The 20,632-nt window shown below is 55.2% G+C and carries 17 protein-coding genes; 13 read left to right on the plus strand and 4 right to left on the minus strand.

All coding sequences use genetic code 11. The features are described from left to right. Positions 1–8: 8 nt before the first annotated feature. Positions 9–1,316 carry a type VI secretion system-associated FHA domain protein TagH gene (gene tagH, locus HC757_RS02800; RefSeq protein ID WP_342343030.1) on the minus strand — a complete coding sequence of 436 codons (1,308 nt, stop codon included), beginning with the start codon at positions 1,314–1,316 and terminating at the stop codon, positions 9–11. A 713-nt stretch (positions 1,317–2,029) separates the two neighbouring features. On the opposite strand from tagH, the gene HC757_RS02805 reads away from it, so the two are divergent. From HC757_RS02805 to HC757_RS02835, 7 genes are all read left to right on the plus strand, one after another. Continuing rightward, positions 2,030–4,102: a serine/threonine-protein kinase gene (locus HC757_RS02805; RefSeq protein ID WP_169562768.1), complete on the plus strand. Its 2,073-nt coding sequence runs from the start codon at positions 2,030–2,032 to the stop codon at positions 4,100–4,102. Positions 4,103–4,162: 60 nt separating this feature from the next. Next, on the plus strand, positions 4,163–5,512 hold the full coding sequence (locus HC757_RS19010; protein ID WP_244623008.1) for a hypothetical protein: 1,350 nt from the start codon (positions 4,163–4,165) through the stop codon (positions 5,510–5,512). Positions 5,513–5,537: 25 nt separating this feature from the next. Then, a complete protein-coding gene (locus HC757_RS02815; RefSeq protein WP_169562769.1) occupies positions 5,538–6,020 on the plus strand; it encodes a hypothetical protein in 483 nt (160 codons plus the stop codon). Positions 6,021–6,189: 169 nt separating this feature from the next. Continuing rightward, on the plus strand, positions 6,190–6,672 hold the full coding sequence (locus HC757_RS02820; protein WP_169562770.1) for a hypothetical protein: 483 nt from the start codon (positions 6,190–6,192) through the stop codon (positions 6,670–6,672). 399 nt (positions 6,673–7,071) lie between these two features. Continuing rightward, positions 7,072–8,643, plus strand: coding sequence for an MFS transporter (locus tag HC757_RS02825; RefSeq protein WP_169562771.1), 1,572 nt, complete (start codon positions 7,072–7,074; stop codon positions 8,641–8,643). A gap of 128 nt (positions 8,644–8,771) precedes the next feature. After that, positions 8,772–11,264 carry a glycoside hydrolase family 15 protein gene (locus HC757_RS02830; RefSeq protein WP_169562772.1) on the plus strand — a complete coding sequence of 831 codons (2,493 nt, stop codon included), beginning with the start codon at positions 8,772–8,774 and terminating at the stop codon, positions 11,262–11,264. A gap of 207 nt (positions 11,265–11,471) precedes the next feature. Next, positions 11,472–12,116: a 3'-5' exonuclease gene (locus HC757_RS02835; RefSeq protein WP_169562773.1), complete on the plus strand. Its 645-nt coding sequence runs from the start codon at positions 11,472–11,474 to the stop codon at positions 12,114–12,116. A 64-nt stretch (positions 12,117–12,180) separates the two neighbouring features. Here the strand turns inward: HC757_RS02835 and HC757_RS02840 are convergent, their stop codons facing one another. Together HC757_RS02840 and HC757_RS02845 are read right to left on the minus strand one after the other, a co-directional pair. Then, complete coding sequence (locus HC757_RS02840; protein ID WP_169562774.1) at positions 12,181–13,212, minus strand: substrate-binding domain-containing protein; 1,032 nt, start codon at positions 13,210–13,212, stop codon at positions 12,181–12,183. Between the two features lie 141 nt (positions 13,213–13,353). Continuing rightward, a complete protein-coding gene (locus HC757_RS02845) occupies positions 13,354–14,061 on the minus strand; it encodes a DUF3334 family protein (protein ID WP_169562775.1) in 708 nt (235 codons plus the stop codon). Positions 14,062–14,365: 304 nt separating this feature from the next. On the opposite strand from HC757_RS02845, the gene HC757_RS02850 reads away from it, so the two are divergent. From HC757_RS02850 to HC757_RS02875, 6 genes are all read left to right on the plus strand, one after another. After that, complete coding sequence (locus HC757_RS02850) at positions 14,366–14,749, plus strand: ACT domain-containing protein (protein WP_169562776.1); 384 nt, start codon at positions 14,366–14,368, stop codon at positions 14,747–14,749. A gap of 47 nt (positions 14,750–14,796) precedes the next feature. Continuing rightward, on the plus strand, positions 14,797–15,054 hold the full coding sequence (locus tag HC757_RS02855; RefSeq protein WP_169562777.1) for an HPr family phosphocarrier protein: 258 nt from the start codon (positions 14,797–14,799) through the stop codon (positions 15,052–15,054). 116 nt (positions 15,055–15,170) lie between these two features. Continuing rightward, positions 15,171–16,907, plus strand: coding sequence for a phosphoenolpyruvate--protein phosphotransferase (gene ptsP, locus HC757_RS02860; protein WP_342343031.1), 1,737 nt, complete (start codon positions 15,171–15,173; stop codon positions 16,905–16,907). A 77-nt stretch (positions 16,908–16,984) separates the two neighbouring features. Next, positions 16,985–17,494, plus strand: a complete 510-nt coding sequence (crr, locus tag HC757_RS02865; RefSeq protein ID WP_169562779.1) for a PTS glucose transporter subunit IIA — start codon at positions 16,985–16,987, stop codon at positions 17,492–17,494. 311 nt (positions 17,495–17,805) lie between these two features. Beyond that, positions 17,806–18,792, plus strand: coding sequence for a tail fiber domain-containing protein (locus HC757_RS02870; protein ID WP_169562780.1), 987 nt, complete (start codon positions 17,806–17,808; stop codon positions 18,790–18,792). Further along, a complete protein-coding gene (locus HC757_RS02875) occupies positions 18,782–19,381 on the plus strand; it encodes a putative 2OG-Fe(II) oxygenase (RefSeq protein WP_169562781.1) in 600 nt (199 codons plus the stop codon). The genes HC757_RS02870 and HC757_RS02875 overlap by 11 nt, the downstream gene beginning before the upstream one ends. A 271-nt stretch (positions 19,382–19,652) precedes the next feature. Here HC757_RS02875 and blaDIM read toward each other — a convergent pair whose 3' ends face one another. Continuing rightward, complete coding sequence (gene blaDIM, locus HC757_RS02880; protein ID WP_169562782.1) at positions 19,653–20,408, minus strand: DIM/SIM/IMP family subclass B1 metallo-beta-lactamase; 756 nt, start codon at positions 20,406–20,408, stop codon at positions 19,653–19,655. Between the last annotated feature and the right edge of the window lie 224 nt (positions 20,409–20,632).

A 20,632-nucleotide genomic window follows, 5' to 3' on the forward strand; every position in this document is an offset into this window, starting at 1 on the left:
ACGCTTCTTTAACGTGCTTTCATAAACTCTTCATAGGCATGAATGAAATCATCACTCACGGCTTTCTTATCCATTTTGCCAAGCTCAGAAGACAAATCCTGGTGCATGGACTGATAGACATTCCAATATCTCGCCTGACGCTGTGCCGGATTGACTTTATCCAGAAATGAGGAAGCGTAATCCCGCTTCTCGATTTCCAACGGCGATAATTGACTCAACACCCCATTTACCGCCCCTTTAGCACCGGCAATAATGGCGGCTTCGTGTTGTTCTATATCCAAAAAGGCTTCCCTTATCGCCTGTTTTGCCGGCATGAAGCTGTTGCTGGGACGATTGAATAAGTTATGGAAAGCATCCTCTATGCCGGCCGAGAATTTCAAAGGATTGTTTTCACGTTGTTGGAACGTGGTTTGATTCACCCTGAAGGTATTCTTAATCTCGGATCTGGCACGCATGATTTGCAATATGCCCGACAAAGACTCTTGCAAGGCATTGCCGAGTTGTCCCCACCAAGCATCAGGGTAAGCCAAATACTGCTCGCAATCTGTCAAGCCTAACCCCTGCAGGAACGCCAGACGCCCATCACCGGCGCCCTGGGGCGCGGCCGAATGCGACAGCATCGCTTGCCTGTCATGCTTAGGGAGTGGGTTGTGCGCTGACAAGCCGGATTCCGACATCCTGGGTTCCGACAGCCGGGGCGTTGCCGCGGCATTGGCCCATTCACCTTCCCAATCATCTGGGATCAGGCTGCTCGGCGGCATGAAGTGTTGAGTCAGAGGATCCAGCTCCGGCATCTCTGTCCCCAAGGACAGTTCGCTGGAATGAGGATGGACTTTGGCGATATCGGCCAACGCCAGACCGGCATGGGGAATCGCCGCAGCAACAGCGACACCGGCTCCAGGCACGGCCTGAGGTATTGACTGAGGCACTGCTTGAGGTTGATCTACGCCGAACAGCGGCGACACTGTGCTTGCCGACTCATCGACTATCGCGACTTTGATTTCATAGTCACCCAGACACAGGACATCGCCGTCACTCAGGGTGGCGCGATTATCTTGTCCGACAGGCTCTATGCCGCGATTGAGAAATAACCCATTGGTCGACAGATCAGTGATGATAAATTCATCCTGACTGAAAGTGATTTGCGCATGGATGCCAGAAACGACACGTTCCGGATCGGGTAAACACCAATCGGCCTGTTCCGAGCGCCCCAGAGTTCCACCTTGCGTACCGAAGCGTTTAACCGCTAACTGACGAGGAGAAAGACGATGGTAACTAATAACAGACAATTCAAGCAACATATCCCTATGACGCACTTAACGCTCCTAGCAAACAATCACATCCGTTGATGACTAATCAATAATCCTAATTTTTAGTGCCGCGAAAGGGTAAAGTGAAATAATATTTAAGTCAAGAACGGTCGCTAAAATTAATATCGACAGGTTTCAGCTAACTGTAGTCATTCGAATGAAGTCAGTTTCTATGTCAATGTAAATAATATGTTATCACTCTGATGCATCACGTCTTTTATGCGCTTCAACAGCGTGAAATAAAAGAAAAATAGAAGATAAGAAGAAGATAAGTTAATAACACTGCAATCATGAGGGTCATTTTTTTGACGCTGCGATTTATCTGTCGATTAAATCACTTCCTAGGCTCATCAGAGACCCCATTAAAGAAGATACGCCACTCGAGAGCCTAAAAATCTAAAAAAGAGCGACTAAGCCAAAAGCAGCGAATGGCTTTAACCCTCTCTTATCAAACATCATACCGGGTGTTGCCGGTCAGCCAAGCCGGCCAGCAAAATAATCATGATGACTGCATGAAATAATAAACAACCTCAAGCTCAGACGGAATTTTTCATCGCCATCTTCACCTATATAGCCACAAAGCACATTAGTCGATTGATGGGAAATGAGAAACCATGTATTATTAAGCGCTTTTTTACGGCGAGTCGTTACATAAGTTATAGATAAGTCTTTTTATTTAAATAAATTTCTTATCGAATACCCCATAACAGGAGTGTGGTATGTTAGATACAGGGAGTGTCAAGAAGCCCATCCCCGCAGATGATCCAGCGATGGCTACTGAGACTGAAACTCATCAGCAGAAGTCCATTCAGCAGAAACCCATAGTTGTTGAAGATCCAGACAAAACCCGTTTCGTCAAACAGACTCCTGCCGGTTCAGCAGCATCGAGCGCCCCAGCGGAGGCCATTTCCCTGGAAGGCGTGACGATCAAAGATCGTTATATACTGGAAACCAAAATTGGTTCCGGCGGCATGAGCGATATCTATCGGGCAAGAGATCTTTTTCTCGAGCATGCCGGGGTAAAAGAAAACCACGTAGCGATTAAGGTGTTGCAGCAACAGTTTGTCAACCAACCTGAAGCATTGCAGCTCCTGTTGCAGGAAGCCCACAAGACCCAACAATTGTCCCACCCAAATATCGTCAGGGTATTCGATGTCGACTCGGATCAGGATAAGTACTTTATCGTGATGGAGTACCTGGATGGGGAAAGCCTGGACCAGGTCATCAAGCGTTATAAACCCAAGGGACTGACACTGGCGGCCACGCTCAAATTACTCGAGCAGATTGCCTCGGCCTTAATCCATGCCCACAAGGTAGGCATAGTTCACGCCGATCTTAAACCGGCCAACATCATGGTGGATCGCGCCGGGCAGGTGAAGATCCTCGATTTCGGTGTCGCCCACAGGCTGCAGCTCAACCACGATATCTATGCCGCCGAACAAGCCGCCCATAATGCCCCACTCAGCGGTTATACTCCGGCCTATGCCAGCATAGACTTGCTCGCCGGGAAAGTGCCCAGCGTGGCCGACGATACCTTCTCCTTCGCCTGCCTGGCCTATGAGCTGTTGACCAGCAAGCATCCTTTCGACAGGGTCCCGGCAGACAAGGCACAAGAACAGAAAAAGCAAGCGAGCAAACCGGCACACTTGAGTTATCCTCAGTGGCTAGCCTTGAATAAGGCGTTGAATTTCAACACCAGTGACAGGAATACCGACATAAATAAGCTGCTCAGCAGCTTGCAGGCGAAATTATGGAAGCCAGCCCTGCTGGCCGGCATAGTGACTGTCGCCGTCCTGGGGCTGAGCTATCAAATCCAGAGTCAGGAAACCTTGGTACAGGAAGTTCAGAACGAGCAATCCCAGTCTGAGCAAAAGAATCGCGACCTGATGGCACTCGCCAACGCCAGTGCCAAAGACTTCCTGGCGTACCTACCCGAACTCGAACGGCATGAACCCATCATCAGAGCAGGCTTGTTGCGGCTGCAAACCGAGAAGGTATTGGGCTATTTTGAACGTCAGATCGACGATGTCATCACCGACAGACAATACGAGTATCCGGACTACCCGAAAATCGTCAACCTGCTGACACAGGCGAGGAGCCTCTATCCGGATTCTTATTTCCTCATCACCCTGAGCAATGACATGGCACGCAGCAGACAGACTGCCATAGACGTATTGCGCAGCCAGCTGGCTAATCTGCTGATAAATCAGAAATACCAGCCAGAAGATGAGGCGATGGATCCCTACAAAATAGTGCAGAACCTGCATCGCATCGATGCCGCTTACCAGATAAAACCGGATCGGGCCGAGAGCGATGCCTTTGCCGCCGCCTTCGCCCAGGCCAGCGCAGCACAAGATCCTGTTGCCCTCGAGCAACTGATCGACATAGGCAATTTGTTGTTCGCCAACACCGAACAGAGTCAAGGCCTGATAGCCCAGGGCAATAAGCTGAAAAACGCCGTCGCCGCCATGTCGGCCTACCGCCAGGCGCTCGCAAAGGGAGAAGCGCCCAAGTTCCCCTATGCCGCCGCCAGCCTCTTCTATCAGACTGCCTTTGCGCAGTTGGAAAACCGATTGACCGGCAGCAGCAAGGCGGACGACATAGACAAGGTATACGACAGCCTGCAACGCTACACCCAGCTGGTGCCGGCCGATTTTGTGCCCTACAGCCAACTGCGCAAACAGCTTGCCGACAAGTACCTCAGCCTCGGCAGCGAGCAGCTAAGCGCCCGTAAGGTCAAAGAGGCCGCGCGACAAATGCGCCGTGCCAATGAGTTGATGTCCAACCCATAGGCAAGGGATTGGCGGAAAAAGGATTGAGCCGACAGCGTTCCAGACGGAGATAGGAAAAGGATGTCACAACAAGAATATAACGGCGTAACTGTCGAGGATGTATGGGGAAAAACCTATCTCATCAGCGACTGCCCCTTCGCCCGCGCCGGATTGGGCGATGACTATCTGAGTCAGCTCCAGGATCCACTGTTTGGCCGTTCCTTTCTGCATAAGCTGCAGCCCGAATGGCAACAGGATGCCATCTGGCGCAAGCTCTACCTGCAAGCCAAGCCCTGGTGCCAGCAGCTGCAACATCTGTCGAGCCCGGAACTGGCCCAGGAAGTGCTGGAACTGTTCCAGACGGATAGACTCAGGGCCTGGCAGCTGACAGACGGCTGGGCGAGTCCACCGGCAGGCTCACCCGGCGAAGGCGGCCTGGTGCCGCTGGCTGGCAGCGGCGCGGCTAAATCAAACAATCAAACCGCCAACGGCACCAAGGCTGGAAAAGCCAGAAAGGCAACCCCGGCGGATACGACAGGCGCCGGCAAGGCACAGGCCGCCGGCCATGAATCTAAGGCCGCCGCACCTGTCTCGTCGACCCATGAGCCAAACAGCCTGGCCGAGGCTGTCAGCATGCTGGCGGCGAGACGTCAGCAAATCGCCACCCAGGGCTACCAGCAGAAATACACGGATGCCGAGCTGGCGGCCAAGGCGCAGCAGGGTGACGTCAATGATCGCTTCCTGATACGCTTGATTGACAACAACCCGGATGGGGCCAGTAAAGGCAGGTTGGGCTTTCGGCGTCCCTCGGGGCGCGCGCCCTACTGGGCCACCACCTTCGACATGGCGGAGGCGGCCGATACGGATCCCGAACTCCTGGCGGCCCTGTTCGGCATAGATAACTATGATCCCAGCAGGTCCTATACCCTGGCCATCATAGATACCCATAAGATGCCGCCCAAGGCCGAGCGCAGTAGCTTCATCCCCACCTATGACAATATGCGCGGCTTTGCCGAGCAGGAACTGATTGATGACGGCGAAGAAGGCTTTAGCAAACCTTGTCTGGCGGCCATCCTGACCCCGGACTTCTCCGAAGGTTACGCCGGCTTCATGGCCGCTTATGCCAATACAGGGAAAGATATTCACAATAGAGATATGGTAAGAATATATGCCAACAAAACAATTCCAGAGCCGGAACGGCGGACACTGAATCGTGCCAGGCATGTGTTGCAGGAAGAGTTCGGTGCCAACCCCTTGTTCTCGGGTGACGGCATGACCAAGGTCAATCAGAACAACCGTTATGCCAAGGACATAGGCCAGAAGTCCGGCGTAGTGGAGAGCTTCACCTTCGAGCGCGACCCGCTCACCATAGGGGAGCTGCAGGCGCTCGGCGCCGTGACCCTGATCCCGGCCCTGCCCCTTAAGGCCTGATTAACCAAGAGAAAAAGGAACCAGCATGCAGCTATTGCACACGGACAAGTTACCCGCAGGCCATAAACTGATAGCCAAACTCGACTACCTGCTATTCGAGGATGAGACCCTGTATATCGTGGTCTCAGACACGGATTTTTATCTCATCAAGAAGATCCCGGCGATGTTCCCCGAAGATGCCGACGAGCCCGGCCTGGATGTCATTCAAACCGGCTTCCCGCGCGCCGCCGCGGCCTGGATGATCGATGCCATAGAAAACAAGCTGTGGAAATCCGCCGCCGAAGGTGGACTGCCCTCGGGCAGCTATCATCTCAAGGAAGATGTCGCCGGCGAAACCCTGAAGATCCGTCGCACCATGCACGTTGGCGCCGAGCAGGAGAAGGGCTTCGTGTTGCTCAACTTCAGCCGTCCTCATCTCAAATTTACCGAACAAAACTTCCAGGAGATAGACGTATCTGACCGGCTACTGCGCGAAGGCGGCTTGCTGGACGTGCTGAAAAGCCTCTGACCGAGCCGGATTATAGCCACCTGTTAAACAGCATGCTTTATAACGGGCAAGTGTGGAATAAGGCTCGCTGTCTGACAGTCTCTAGGCCGGACAAACCACGTCTGTTCAATCGGGTTCCTGACGAAGGCGGCCTCATGAACTGGAAGCACAATAGAGCAAAGGGCATAGCATGCAGCTATTGCACACGGACAAGTTACCCGCAGGCCATCAACTAGCCGCCACTCTCGACTATCTGTTATTCAAAAATCAGACCCTCTATATAGTCGCCTCGGACACGGATTTTTTCCTCATCATCAAGAGCCCGGCCATGTTTGCTCATAGAGAAGAAGAACCCGGACTGAATCTCTACCAAACCGGCTTCCCGCGCGCCGCCGCGACCTGGATGGTCGATGCCATAGAAAACAAGCTGTGGAAATCCGCCGCCGAAGGTGGACTGCCCTCGGGCACTTATTTCGTCGATGAAGACGTTGCAGGTGAGAACCTGAAGATCCGCCGCAGCATGCACGTTGGCGCCGAGCAGGAGAAGGGCTTGGTGCTGCTCAACTTCAGCCGTCCTCACCTCAAATTTGCCGAACAAAACTTCCAGGAGATAGACGTATCTGACCGCTTGCTGCGCGAAGGCGGCCTGCTGGACGTGCTGAAAAGCCTCTGAGCTCGGCTCTTGCACTTCCTGCCGCGGCTTGCTGCCGCCGGCCAGCATAAAATGCCAGTCGCTCATGCCTATCGTTGCATTCCTGTTTCATTCAGGTTGCCGGCTGATGATGAATACGTATGTAGTCAGTTGTCCTAAAAACACCCTTGCCGCTACTATGAAGCCGCTGAATTCTATCCTCCGCTTGTAGGTTCTGGATGAGGCAAGGTCGTTTTGACCGGCGTTTTCAATCGGCATCGGTCTGTTTGAGTTCTTTTCTTAGCCGTGAGTGACTAAAGAAATGAAGTCTTGGGCGAATACCCGTCTGAGGGAGACAGGTATTCGCCATTTTTTCAGCTTTGCGCGACAATAGCCCATGCTCAGACGACAGCAGTACTGGGTATCAACAAGGGAAGTCTCATGTCCGATAACTATCATAATAAACGAGTGCCTGGTCTGAAGCCCGAACTGAGTTTCTGGCAAATTTTTAACATGTGTTTCGGTTTTCTGGGGATCCAGTTCGGCTTCGCGCTGCAAAATGCCAACGTCAGCCGGATTTTTCAAACCCTGGGCGCCTCCATCGAAGAAATTCCCATACTGTGGATCGCCGCGCCCCTGACAGGTTTGCTGGTACAACCCATCATAGGTTACCTGAGTGACAACACCTGGAGCCGTCTGGGCCGCCGCCGCCCCTACTTCCTTATCGGTGCCATCTGCACTACCCTGGCGATCTTCGTGATGCCGCACTCGCCCGCCCTCTGGATCGCCGCCGGCATGCTATGGATCATGGATGCCTCGATCAATATCGCCATGGAGCCGTTTCGCGCCTTCGTCGGTGACAATCTGCCCAAGCGTCAGCGCCCGCTGGGTTATGCCATGCAGAGCTTCTTCATCGGCATAGGCGCAGTGGTCGCCTCCGCCCTGCCGTATCTGCTGACCAACTATTTGGGTGTCGCCAACACGGCACCGGCCGGCGAGATCGCCGACTCGGTGCGTTACGCCTTCTATTTCGGCGGCGCAGTGCTCTTCTGTGCCGTGCTTTGGACTGTGATATCCACCAAGGAATATTCTCCCGAGCAACTCGCCGCCTTCGAGACGGCCCAAGGCGGCCAGCAGGTCGCACTGGAGCGCCATCGCACCGGCAAGGATTATCAGTTTGCCTCGCTCGTCTGGGTCGTCCTGGGTAGCCTGCTCACCCTGGCCGTCTGGGGCCAAGAACTCGACAAGCAGCTGTATATCCTCAGCCTGGGGATCTTCGCCTTCGGGCCGCTGCAATTCTACTGCGCGGTCAAACTCGGCAGTAAGAGCGATGCTGAGCGCAGTAAACTCGGTCTGGTGTTCAACGTGGTCGACGATCTGTTCCACATGCCCAAGGCCATGCATCAGCTGGCGATAGTGCAGTTCTTCTCCTGGTTTGCGTTGTTTGCCATGTGGATCTACACCACGGCGGCGGTGACCTCTTATCACTATGGCAGCTCGGATGTGATGTCCAAGGCCTATAACGATGGCGCCGATTGGGTCGGCATGCTATTCGCTTCCTACAACGGCTTCGCCGCCCTGGCCGCCCTCTTCATCCCATTGCTCGCCCGGAAAATCGGCATCAGGCTCACCCACACGGTCAACATGTTCTGTGGCGGCCTCGGCCTTATCAGTTTCTATTTCATCAAAGATCCCGGCTTGTTGTGGCTCCCCATGATAGGCGTCGGCATCGCCTGGGCCTCTATCCTGTCCGTGCCCTACGCCATGCTGGCGGGGATACTGCCATCGCAGAAGATGGGGGTCTACATGGGGATCTTCAATTTCTTCATCGTCATTCCGCAATTGCTGGCCGCCAGCGTGCTCGGACTCCTGCTCAAGAGCCTGTTCGATGGCCAAGCCATCTATGCCCTGCTCACGGGTGGAGTATTGATGATGATCGCCGGGGTGGCGGTGCTGTTTGTCGAACACACGGATGATGCCAATGCCGGCGAGCTGGCCACGACTGTCGACTAGAGCTGGCCCCATGGCTGCTGACGCCATGTCCCTGCCACAGAGCAGCTGCATAGGTCAACAGCCTGAAAAACCATATAAAATAACCAAAATAAGAATAAGCACATCTGAGATGTGCCTAGGGAGTGCGTATGTCTTTGCCTACAAGAAACATCCTCGCCGCCGCAGTCAGCGCTGCGCTATTTCTGGGTCTGGGCGCCTGCTCACCCGCGACCGAGACTCAATCCCTTAGCGTCCAGAAGGCTAAGGCCGGCGGGGCTGACCGCGACGCCGGTGAGCTGCTCGCCCCCGGCGCCCCGGGCCTGGCACCGACCTGGGCCTTCGCCGGCAAGACGGGGATAGGCACCTCTTACGAAGCCTACGCCGACGGCCATTATCAGGACACCCAGGCCAACCCCGTCAGCCGGGTGTGGTTTTCACTGGCCCAGGGCATAGTCACTGAGACCATGTTTGGCCTGATCCATAACGCTCAACTCAAAGAGCTGCAGTTCGTTATCCAGGGCAAGGATTTCGTCGACACGGAGAAAGACAACACCATCAGCAGCATAGAATACCTGCAGCAGGACGATGCCGGCCGGCCCCTGTCGCTGGCCTACAAGATCATCAATAAGGATATCGAAGGCAAGTATCAGATAGAAAAGCATATTTTTACCGATCCCGACAGGGATAGCCTGGTGATGCGAGTGACCTTTACCGCCTTCGAAGACGGCATCACCCCCTATCTCTATGTTAATCCCCATATAGACAACAGCGGCGCCAACGATATCGCCAGCGTCGAAGGCAAGGCGCTGATTGCCCATACCGCCGCCACCGACTCCTCTGTGCTGAGCGTCAGGAGCGACGTGGACTTCGTCAAGGCCCAAGTGGGCTTCGTCGGCGTCTCCGACGGCCTCAAGCAGCTGCAGAGCACAGGCGCCCTGACCCACTGGTACCAGAGCACCAGCCCGGCGGATAACAGCAGAGTAGGCAACGTCGCCATGACGGCCCAATACCCCAGCCTGTCGCCCTCGAACGGCAAGGCCAGCCTGAGTGTCAATCTGGTGTTGGGATTCGGCAAAGACAAGGCCAGCAGCCTGGCGAGTGCCAACGCCAGCCTGAACGCCGGCTATGCTGCCGTGCTCGCCGCCTATAAGGGCGATGACAAGCATCAGGGCTGGAGCCAGTATCTGGCATCCCTGACATCCCTGCCCGCCATGGCACGAAATACCGCGGATGAGGGCAAGCTGTTATACACCAGCGCCATGGTGCTTAAGGCCCAGGAAGACAAGACTCATGCCGGTGCCCTCATCGCCTCCCTCTCCAACCCCTGGGGGGATACAGTCTCTGCCGAAGTTGGCAGCACGGGCTATAAGGCGGTGTGGCCGCGGGACTTCTACCAATGCGCCATGGCATTTCTCGCCATGGGCGATACCCAGACCCCCAGAGTCGCCTTCGAATACCTGAAGCAAGTCCAAGCCGGCGCCGCCACGCCGGGTTACAGCGGCACCCCTGGCTGGTTCCTGCAGAAGACCCATGTCGACGGTGAAACCGAATGGGTCGGTGTCCAGCTGGATCAGACCGCCATGCCCATCATGCTCGGCTGGAAGTTATGGCAGGCCGGCGTGCTGAGCCAAGACGAGATCAGCGGCTGGTATGCAAAGATGCTCAAACCCGCAGCCGATTTCCTGGTCAAGGGCGGCGAGGTAAACCTGGACTGGAACCATAGCCAGATCACCCCGCCCAAGACCCAACAGGAACGCTGGGAGGAACAGGCAGGTTACTCACCTTCGACCACAGCGGCCGTGATCTCGGGCCTGATCGCCGCCGGCGATATCGCCAAACAGGCCAAAGATCCCCAAGGCGCCGCCGACTACCTGAGTGCCGCCAGGGGACTGGAGCAGAATCTCGAAACCCTGATGGTGACCCATACAGGCTTGCTGACACAGGATGGCAAGCCGGCGGCGCCCTATTATCTGCGCCTCAGCCCGGATGGTTTGCCGGACGGCGATGCCAAGCTGGCGGCCAACAATGGCAAGGCCGCCCTGGATCAACGCCTGATATTGGATGCCGGCATGCTGGAACTGGTGCGCTACGGTGTACGCAGCGCCACGGATCCGCTCATTCGCAACACCCTGGCACTGATCGACGACACAGGCCTGGAACCCAACCTGAGGCTCAAGTATGAGTTCCTCGCCAAAGACGGCAGCACCATCCCCGGCTTCAGGCGCTATGGCAACGACGGCTATGGTGAAGACACCCTAAGCGGCAACAACTATGCCGAGGGCGGCAGCAACACCCAGGATCAGCGTGGCCGGGTATGGCCCTTCTTCACCGGCGAGCGCGGTCACTATGAACTGGCACTGGCCAAGGCCGAGGGCAAACTAACCGAAGAGAAGCGCCAGCAGCTGATCCGTACCTATGTGCAGGGCATGGAAAGCTTCGCCAACGCCGGCTTGATGTTGCCCGAGCAGGTATGGGACGGAGTCGGTAACCCCAGCCGTTACCAGTATGTTCACGGCCAGGGCACCAACTCGGCCACGCCACTGGCCTGGACCCATGCGGAATACGTTAAGCTGGTGCGCTCCATGACAGACGCCAGCGTCTGGGACAACTACCCTGTGGTATCTGAGACCTTGGCTAAGTAGCCTAAATGAGCACAGCCCTGAGCGTTAATGCAGCCCTGAGCGCTACATAAGCCATTGGCGCTGCATAAGTCCTGAGCGTTAACGCCTGGGCAATCACCTGAGCCATTGCGATCCGCATAAAGCCAGCCTTCGGGCTGGCTTTATTATTGGCACACCCGCCGCCAACACTTACAATGGCCGCCAGGTTAATCCATACAGATGTAAGCCATGTCTTCTCCCCAATCCCGCCCGGCACGGGCCGACACCCTGGTGGTGCTCGACTTCGAAACCACTGGCCTGTCTCCGAACCAGGGGGATCGCGCCATAGAAATAGGCGCTGTGCTGATCGAACAGGGCGTCATCACCGCCAGCTATCAGCAACTGATGAACCCGGGTTTCAGCATAGGCAACTTCATCGAACAATTCACCGGCATAAGCAACGGCATGCTGGCCTGCGCCCCAAATTGCGCCCAGGTGATGGCCGAGTTTGCCGATTTCATCGGCGACCATAATCTGGTGGCCCATAACGCCAGTTTCGATCGCCGTTTCCTCGACGCCGAGCTGGCGCGCCTCAGGCGCAATTATTCAGGGGAGTTTTGTTGTTCCATGCTGCTGGCCAGGCGCCTCTATCCCCAGGCTGCCAACCATAAGCTCGCCAGCCTGGTGAGCTTCAAGGGACTGGCGCACGACGGCGTATTCCACCGCGCCTTGGCCGATGCCAAAATGACCGCCGAGCTTTGGCTCGCCATGCTCAGGGACCTGGAGGAGTTACATGGACTGAAGGCGCCAAGCTTTCAGCTGCTGCAGCAGATCTCCACCAGCACCAAGGCGGCGTTACCCCGACTGTTGCGGGCGCAGGCTGTCGGACGCTGAGGATTCAACCACAGAGATGGGATGGGCATTCACGGCCATGGGATAGGCTATGCCCGCTTAGGCACTAGAGGTTCGCGCTGCCGCAGGAGCTGCGCACCACCAGGCTGGTGGGAATGAGTTGTGGACTCACCGCCTGACCGCGGATCAGCTTGAGCAGGCTGTCGACCAAGATCTCCCCCGCCAGCTGAGTGTTCTGCTTGATGGTCGTCAGGGGCGGATTGGCAAAACTGGCGACGGGAATGTCGTCGTAGCCCACCACAGCCACCTGCTCTGGTACGGCAATGCCCTGCTCCTTCAACGCTCTGATGGCGCCGATGGCGATCAGATCGCTGGCGGCAAACAAGGCATCGAAACTCAGCCCCGACGCCAGCAGCTGCCTGGCAGCCTCATAACCCGAACTTTCGGTGCTGATGGCCGCTATCTGCCTAGCCGCCGTTATGTTGAGTCCGGCCTGCTCGAGTGCCTGCAGGTGCCCCTGGTAACGGTCACGAAACTCGGGACTGTGACTGGAAGCATCCCCCAGGAAGGCAAACTCGCGCCGCCCCAGGCCGATGAGATGCTCGGTGGCTATCTTTCCCCCCTGGCGATTGTCACAGCCGATGGAGAGCACGGATTTATTGTTATGCTCGGCGCCCCAGATCACGAAATGCGTCTGCTGTGCCAAGAGGTGCTCCAGCTTCTGCTCGTAATCCATGTAGTCGCCGTAACCCAGCAATATGATGCCGTCCGCCTTGTTGCTGTCTTCATAGTCTGCATGCCAGTCGCTGGACAACTGCTGGAAAGACACCAGTAAATCATAGCCTTGCTGCGCCGTAGCCCGGGTAATTGACCCCAGCATGGACAGGAAGAAAGGATTGATCAGCGAGTCATCGTTAGTGGGATCTTCACACAGGAGCAGCGCCAGGGTATGGCTATTCTGGGTGCGCAAATTACTGGCGTTTTTATCCACCTTGTAATTGAGCTCCTTGGCGATCGCCTGGATCTTCTGCCGGGTTTCGAGATTCACCAGGGGCGAATTTCTCAGCGCCCTGGAGACGGTCGATTGGGAAACACCTGCGCGATAGGCGATATCTATGGAGGTCGCTTTCGATGACACTTTCGATACCATAATGGAGGAGAAACCTTGTAATCCTGATAATAGCCGAGAGACTAAAACAGTTAACCTTTTTTGTATAGGCGAAACCTGTCCGATCCCGCCCATTTTCCCCCGACAGCGGCTTTTCTGCCCCTGTGGGTGCTACAGGCCGAGCTCGCTGAGCAGATCATCGGCATCGTCGTCGGCCACCACGCCCTTGTTGGCCACCTTGGACCAGGGAGATAAGCTGGCGGCAGAGGTGTTATGGCTGCCATGCTCTTCGATCAGGCTGTCGGGATCGAACTCTTCATCATATTCGAACTCATCCAGACGAATAAACTCCGTCTTGTCCATGGCAAATTCGAGATAGAAAATGTGGTTGTTCTCGGTACGGAAAGACACCCGCCTGGCCACCGCCTCGTCCAGGTTGGCATCGATGGAGATGGTCAATTCCTTGTTGATGGTCAACATCTTGGGCTGACTCTGGCTGATGGAGGTCTGCAGTTCCTTGCTGATCTTATTGATAAAATCGCCAAGGATCTGGTTCATCAGCTCGCCCATGACGTTACCGACTTCGTCCGAGGTATGGGAGAAGGCCAGTTCCGACTCAGGCATGCCCATGTTGAGCATGTATTTGCGATAGATCTCGATGGCCGCCTGGGCCGAGAAGTTGATCACCACCAGGCCGCAAAAACCACCGTCGAAGATGGAGAAACACCCGAGATCCGGTTTGAGGCGGGTACGGCTGATGCTCTGCACCATGCCGGCATGGGTCACCTGGCTGCCACTGGTGCTCGAAAGTACATGGGACACAGAATGGCATAGCTTCAGCAGTATGTCGTCCGATGTGACTAGTTGTGCAGTTGTCATAATAAAAACCAAATTCCTTAAGATGGCTCAATCTTGCGCGTAATTGCTTATAAAATCAAAATTAAAACAATCGATTAGATTATTTAACAAGCAGTTTCGACTAAATAATTGATTTTTAATGGCTCTCAAAAATGATCCGGCCGCTATCCCCATCGTGAGCCGACTCCTGGGCTCCGGCTCCCATGGCATAGGCCGGGCGAGGCCTTGCCATGCCCAAGGTTAACCCGGCGCGGGCAGCCACTTGGAGACGGAGTAAAGTGTGTTAAGCTTATTCTCATCGACCGACTCAGTGGGAGGTTCCCCAGTGCGAATGACCTTAGCAGTGCACCCAGAGGCCTATACTATTCATAGCTTTAGCCCTCAGACTGTGCTACCCGAGACGGTATTCCAGCAGGACATCTACTTCATCGGCAAGACCAAGGAAGAGTTATCCGTGGTGGTGCCCTCGACGCTGGCGCTGGACAGTCTGGAACGGGAAGCCAATTGGCGCTGTTTCGAGATCCTCGGCCCCTTAGGTTTCTCCATGACGGGGATCTTGTCCAGGGTGTCGGGCACGCTGGCCGATGCCCAGGTGAGCATCTTCGCCATTTCGACCTTCGATACGGATTATATTCTGGTCAAACAAAATAAACTGGAACGCGCCATAGATGCATTGAAGAAACAGGCGTACCAAATCATTCAATATTAATCACGGCTGCCTGGCCCGTGCGGCCACAGCGAACGAGTCCACTCTTTATGTACGAAAAATCTGTCACTATCACAGCCAAACACGGCATACACACCCGGCCGGCGGCCCTGCTCGTCAAGGAAGCCAAGAGCTTTGACTGTGACGTGCTGGTCGAGTGCAATGGCAAGCTGGCCAGTGCCAAGAGCCTGTTTAAGCTGCAGACCCTGGGCCTGTACTATGGGGTCACTGTCAAAGTCTTCGCCGAGGGCGAGCGGGCCGAAGAAGCGGTCGAAAAAGTCTCTGCCCTGCTGATCACCTTAAGTTGATGCAAGGAAAGCCCATGTCTGCTTCAGGAAAGTCTGCTTCAGGAAAGCCCGCTTCAGGAAGGCCTGCCTCGAAAAGCCCAGCACCAGAAAGCCCGGTGCCAGGCAGTTCAGTACCAGTGAGCCCAACGCCAGAGTATTCAGTCGCGGGCGATTCTGTCTCCGGCATATCTGTGTCCCCCGGGATAGGTTTCGGCCAGGCACTGCACCTGAATCATGCCGAGCACCGCCTGGATTATCGCCCCTTATCCGCCGCCCGCATTCCCCTGCATAGAGCCAAGTTCAGCAAGGCACTCGAGCTGCTCAAGCATCAGCTGCGCAGCGGTCAGGCGCTGCTGAGTGAGGACTGTGACAACTACCAGCTCATAGACGCAGATCTCCTGCTGCTCGAAGACGAGGCGCTCATTTCCCAGATAGACGATGCCATCTGCCGGCTGAGATTTTCCGCCAGTGTGGCCGTCGAACATATCTTCGCCCGCCAGGCCAGCGAACTCGCGTCGCTCGACGATCCCTATTTGGCCAACAGGGCCCTGGATGTCCGCTGCCTGAGCCGGCGCCTGGTGGCGGCCATCAATGGCAGCCTGGGTTGGGATCTGTCCGGCCTAGATAAACCCAGCATCATACTGGCCGAAGATCTCACCCCGGCGGAATTTGCCATGCTGCCGCTGCAACACCTCGAGGGCATAGTGCTCAAGACAGGCGGGCTCAACAGCCATACCGCCATCCTCGCCAGGGCCGCCGGGGTACCGGCGCTGCTCAACTGCCAATTTGAGATGGAGCGCGTGCCGGATGGCTGCGATCTCATACTCGATGCCCTCGCCGGCAGCCTGTATATTGCCCCGGATGCGGCGCAGCGCACGCAATTATTGGCTAAAAACAAGCTGGAAACCGAGCGCCGTCGGGCATTGGAGTCCTTCAAGGACAAGCCGACGCTGACCCGGGATGGCCACTGGGTCGCCCTGCTCGCCAATGTCGGCAATCTCAACGACATCACTCAGGTTGCCGCCGCCGGCGCCGATGGCATTGGCTTGTTCCGTACCGAATTCATGCTGATGAACGCCCAATCCCTGCCCGATGAGAAGGCCCAGTACAGCCTCTATTGTGATGCGCTGCACGCCCTCCAGGGCAAGATCTTCACCATTCGTACCCTGGACATAGGTGCGGATAAGGAGTTGCCCTGCCTGCAACTGCCCCAGGAAGACAATCCGGCACTGGGCCTCAGGGGCATACGCTATGCCCTCGCCCATCCCGAACTGTTGACCACCCAGCTGCGCGCCATACTCAGGGCGGCCAATCATGGCCCCATCAGGCTGATGTTTCCCATGGTCAACCAGCTCGAAGAGCTCGAACAGGTCTTCAAATTGCTGGAAGACTGCAAGACAGCCCTCAACGAAGAAGAGAAAGGCTATGGCGATCTCAGCTTCGGCATAGTGGTCGAGACTCCGGCGGCGGTGCTCAACCTGCCCAGCATGTTGCCCTTGCTCGACTTTGTCAGCATAGGCACCAACGATCTGACCCAATACGCCATGGCGGCCGACAGGAGCAACCCGCAACTGAGCCGGGATTTCCCGGCCCTCTCCCCTGCGGTGCTGAAGTTAATCCAGATGACCATCACAGCCGCCAAGCAGGCCAAGGTCACAGTGTCTTTATGCGGCGAATTCGGCAGCGATCCCGCCATAGTGCCACTGCTCATAGGCATGGGGCTGGATGAACTCAGCATCAACCTGAGCAGTCTGTTGGAGGTAAAATCCACCCTCTGCAATGGCCGTTTCTGTGATTTTCGCGCCTTGGCACAGAGTGCCCTGTCCATGGACAGGATAGATACCTTGAAACAATGCATAACAAGCTATAAATAAAGACCTTTATTCAGTATGCTTTCAGCTGAAAACACATATGCTGATAACGAAAATAATAACATAGGGGACGCGTATTCATGGGATTCTTAAGCCGTATCAGGCGCCTGGTTTCCGGCCAAACCCAGTTGGTTGGCGGGGTTCAGGTATTTGCCCCACTGTCGGGCGACATAGTCAGCATAGAGACAGTACCGGATGTGGTGTTCTCCGAGAAGATAGTCGGCGACGGCGTGGCGATCGCCCCCAGGGGCGAGTTGGTGCTGGCGCCGATTGACGGCACCATAGGCAAGATCTTCGAGACCAACCATGCCTTCAGCATAGAGTCTTCCCAAGGACTGGAGCTATTCGTCCATGTTGGCGTCGGCACGGTCGAACTCAGGGGCAATGGCTTTCGGCGTCTGGCCGAAGAAGGCCAGAAGGTCAAGGTCGGCGATCCCATACTGGCATTCGATCTCGACTATCTGCAGGCCCATGTCGATTGCCTGCTCACCCCTGTGGTGCTGGCCAACATGGAAGACATCCAACACCTGGACAAGGCTCAGGGCGGCGTCACCGCCGGCAAGGACGTGATCTTCACTGTGCAGCTGTAGGCCGGCCTCGGCTGAAGCTAAGCTTGGGCAGGCCCCAAAGCGTAAAACCCACTCCTGACACAGACAAAACAGCCCCGATTCCGACCATTCTGCCTGACCCGGCGCTGCATCTGCGCCGTTAGGCCGCTCTCCAGAGTATGGCCGCCTGGATGAGTAAAAATCCCCCTTCACGGCGCACCGCGACAACCAAGGCTAACTCACTGTCTAACCATCTCAATGGACGAATTGGCAATCGTCGCATACAGTCATAGGGGCGACAGTGATGAGCGTGTCTCGTTTCTGTCCTTTTCAAGGAACAAGGAGTACATGGAATGACAGATAACAACACGACTCAAGCATCCGCTGAGTACGACAACACGATCGGAGTAGGAACCGGCGCCTCCGGCGGCAATGAGAATGCCGGTGGCAGTGCCAGCATTGGCATAGAAACCGGGCAACAGGCGAGTGCCGGCGCCGGGGTGTCCGGCAATAATGTCTCGGCGCAGGCCGGCGCATCGGATATGACGAAGGCGGAAGCCAACGCCGAGGGACATGTTTCTACCGACACTCCGGTGGGTGAGATTGGCGCCAGTGGCAGTGGCTCTGCCTATGCGCAGTCGGGCGTCAGTGCCGAGGGCTCGGTACAGGCTGGGGATCACGGCGTGGCCGCCTCCGGTGACGCGTTTGCGGGCACCGCCGCCGGGGTGGATGGTGAAGCCACGGCCGGGGTCAGTGGCGTCTCGGCAACGGGCGGCGGCGGGGTCTCCGCCGGCGAGCAAGTGGGTGTGGGCGGCGGCGCACAGGCGACCTATCAAAATGGTGAAGCCACAGTGGGTGTATCGGGTGATGTTGCCGCAGGCCTGGGTCTGGGGGCTGATGTCTCTGTGACTGTCGATACCGGTCAGGTGGCGTCGGACAGCGAGCAGGCGGCCAAGGATGCCCAGGCCGCAGCCGATCAGGCAGCCAATCAAGCGGGAAATGCCACCAACACGGCGGCCAATGCGGGCAGCAATGCGGTGAACAGCGGCACCAAGGCCGTCGACAGTGGCGCCAAGAGCGTCAGCAAATCCACCAAGAAGACAGCGAAATCGGTCAAGAAAGCCTTTTCCGACCTACGTCTGAAAGAAAACATCTCCCTGATCGGGCAAGCATCCGGGCTGAACTGGTATCGTTTCAACTATCTGGGCGACCCCAGCTGGCACACGGGGGTGATGGCGCAGGAAGTGTTGCAGACCCCCTATGCAGGTGCGGTAGAGATGCATGCTTCGGGTTTCTATCAAGTGGACTACAGCCAACTCCCTGACGGCTATGGAAATTAAAACCCTGACCAAAGTTGAGTATCTGGTTGGGTGTCTGCCTGAGGTCGACACCCAACACCTCAAGGACATGATACTGCAAAACTTTCACGCCGGGCGTTTCATGGATCCCGATCTGAAGAGCATCCGCAGGGAAGATGTGCGCATCAACTTCACCCCTGAGGTACAGAAACTCGCCCGCCTGCTGTGCCAACGCTGGAAAATGGCCTTCGACGAAGACATAGAGCTGTGTTGGCAGAATCAGAAAGGCTTCGATCCCAATACGGCCTACTGGTCCGTGGTCCATGGCAAGGGCGAAAGCACCAATGTCCACGACCACGCCAGCGGCGAAAACTACGAGGAAGGCGCCAAGATCAGCGCCGCCTTTTACGTCTCTGTGCCGCCGGACTCGGGCGACCTGGTGTTCCAGTACAACCTTAACCCCTACCTGGTCGGGCACGAAACCGTCCCTGCCGAGGAAGGCAAGTTTGTGCTGTTCGACAGCTGCCTGCCCCACTTCGTCACCAAGAACCTGTCGGACGACTACCGGGTCGTGATCAGCATGAACTTTCGCTATAAGACCGGCCCACAGGAAGACTCACAGGAGAGCTAGATGCCGGCCGGCATGCTGCAGCGCCGGCTGACTCTATAAGCTAAAATCCGTTAAATATCACCAACTATGCCAGACAACGTCAATTCAAGACTTCCCACAGGATGTGGTACTAATACAGGGGAAAGATCACCAGCAGCGGCCGCTGCGCTGTTTATCAAAAAAACAGCCCGGGCCTGAATTCAGCTAATAGGTGCAACGCTCATGGTTAAATGGGGGAACGGTCAGAGTGGGTGTGCAAAAAATGTATAACTATATTGACTGAACACCAGAGTCAGTTGTTAGAAATTGAGTTGGATAGCCGTTGTGTAGATTTTATTTTACTTACTTCTTTTAGAGCCTGCTCAAGAGTATGCTTTAAAAGAGATGCGTCACCAACATCACTATGACTGGAGACTACAATTTTTGCATTACCATATGCAGATATTAATTTTTCGGCAGATTCTGGCCATGCTTTAACATTTGCGTCACTCAGGTTACCAAGACCGTTCGGTTTAACAAAGCACCCACCAAACAAAATTTTCTTGTCAGGAAACCAAACCACCACGTTATCTTGAGTATGTCCTGGACCAGGATAAAAAATCTCAATTTTATTTTTAACCAACCAAAATCTAACACTCTCAAAAGAGTGTTTTGCTTGGGCTTTACCGCTTTTATTAAGTAATTGATTTGTTAATTTAGATGCATAAGTAGGGATAGACTTTGAATTAAGCCATTCTATTCCAGCCGTACTATCATCATGAAAATGTGTAGAAACACTCCCTTTAATTGTATAGCCACGCGCCACAAACCAATTTACCAACTGTTCAGTGTCTTTAGCGGAAACTGGAGTGTCAATAAGATATGCATTGGTATTGTCAAGAACCACCAATCCGTGTTTTGTAACGACCCCGTAACCTTTATATTCCTCAAATGAAGTATGAACATAAACATCTTGCTCAAGTTGCTCAACTTTTAAATCTGGCAAATGTTCTCCTACAACAGTAAAGCTGCAAAGGAAACATATACATACAATAAATAGTTTTTTCATAGTTACCAATTTCAACGCCGCCATATGGGGCGCATAAATGCTTGACTAAATTAGCGAAGAATGAGCGCAAGCCAAGCTTTTTGCGTCCCTTCCATTACAGGGCATCCGCATGAGTGTGCATTAATTGGCCATAGAGGCAAAACCGGCTAATAACACGCGTTCCAGAAAGTCGGTTTTCATCATGCAGCGTTTCTGCTTCATCGGCACGCTGATCTTGGTTGTTT

This window comes from Shewanella salipaludis, from assembly GCF_012911865.1.
Lineage (GTDB): Bacteria > Pseudomonadota > Gammaproteobacteria > Enterobacterales > Shewanellaceae > Shewanella > Shewanella salipaludis.

What these genes read in the sequence shown, in the direction of transcription:
- HC757_RS02805 (WP_169562768.1), top strand. Translation starts at nt 2,030, where the DNA reads ATGTTAGATACAGGGAGTGTCAAGAAGCCCATCCCCGCAGATGATCCA.
- HC757_RS19010 (WP_244623008.1), top strand. Translation starts at nt 4,163, where the DNA reads ATGTCACAACAAGAATATAACGGCGTAACTGTCGAGGATGTATGGGGA.
- HC757_RS02815 (WP_169562769.1), top strand. Translation starts at nt 5,538, where the DNA reads ATGCAGCTATTGCACACGGACAAGTTACCCGCAGGCCATAAACTGATA.
- HC757_RS02820 (WP_169562770.1), top strand. Translation starts at nt 6,190, where the DNA reads ATGCAGCTATTGCACACGGACAAGTTACCCGCAGGCCATCAACTAGCC.
- HC757_RS02825 (WP_169562771.1), top strand. Translation starts at nt 7,072, where the DNA reads ATGTCCGATAACTATCATAATAAACGAGTGCCTGGTCTGAAGCCCGAA.
- HC757_RS02830 (WP_169562772.1), top strand. Translation starts at nt 8,772, where the DNA reads ATGTCTTTGCCTACAAGAAACATCCTCGCCGCCGCAGTCAGCGCTGCG.
- HC757_RS02835 (WP_169562773.1), top strand. Translation starts at nt 11,472, where the DNA reads ATGTCTTCTCCCCAATCCCGCCCGGCACGGGCCGACACCCTGGTGGTG.
- HC757_RS02845 (WP_169562775.1), bottom strand. Translation starts at nt 14,061, where the DNA reads ATGACAACTGCACAACTAGTCACATCGGACGACATACTGCTGAAGCTA.
- HC757_RS02855 (WP_169562777.1), top strand. Translation starts at nt 14,797, where the DNA reads ATGTACGAAAAATCTGTCACTATCACAGCCAAACACGGCATACACACC.
- crr (WP_169562779.1), top strand. Translation starts at nt 16,985, where the DNA reads ATGGGATTCTTAAGCCGTATCAGGCGCCTGGTTTCCGGCCAAACCCAG.
- HC757_RS02870 (WP_169562780.1), top strand. Translation starts at nt 17,806, where the DNA reads ATGACAGATAACAACACGACTCAAGCATCCGCTGAGTACGACAACACG.
- HC757_RS02875 (WP_169562781.1), top strand. Translation starts at nt 18,782, where the DNA reads ATGGAAATTAAAACCCTGACCAAAGTTGAGTATCTGGTTGGGTGTCTG.
- blaDIM (WP_169562782.1), bottom strand. Translation starts at nt 20,408, where the DNA reads ATGAAAAAACTATTTATTGTATGTATATGTTTCCTTTGCAGCTTTACT.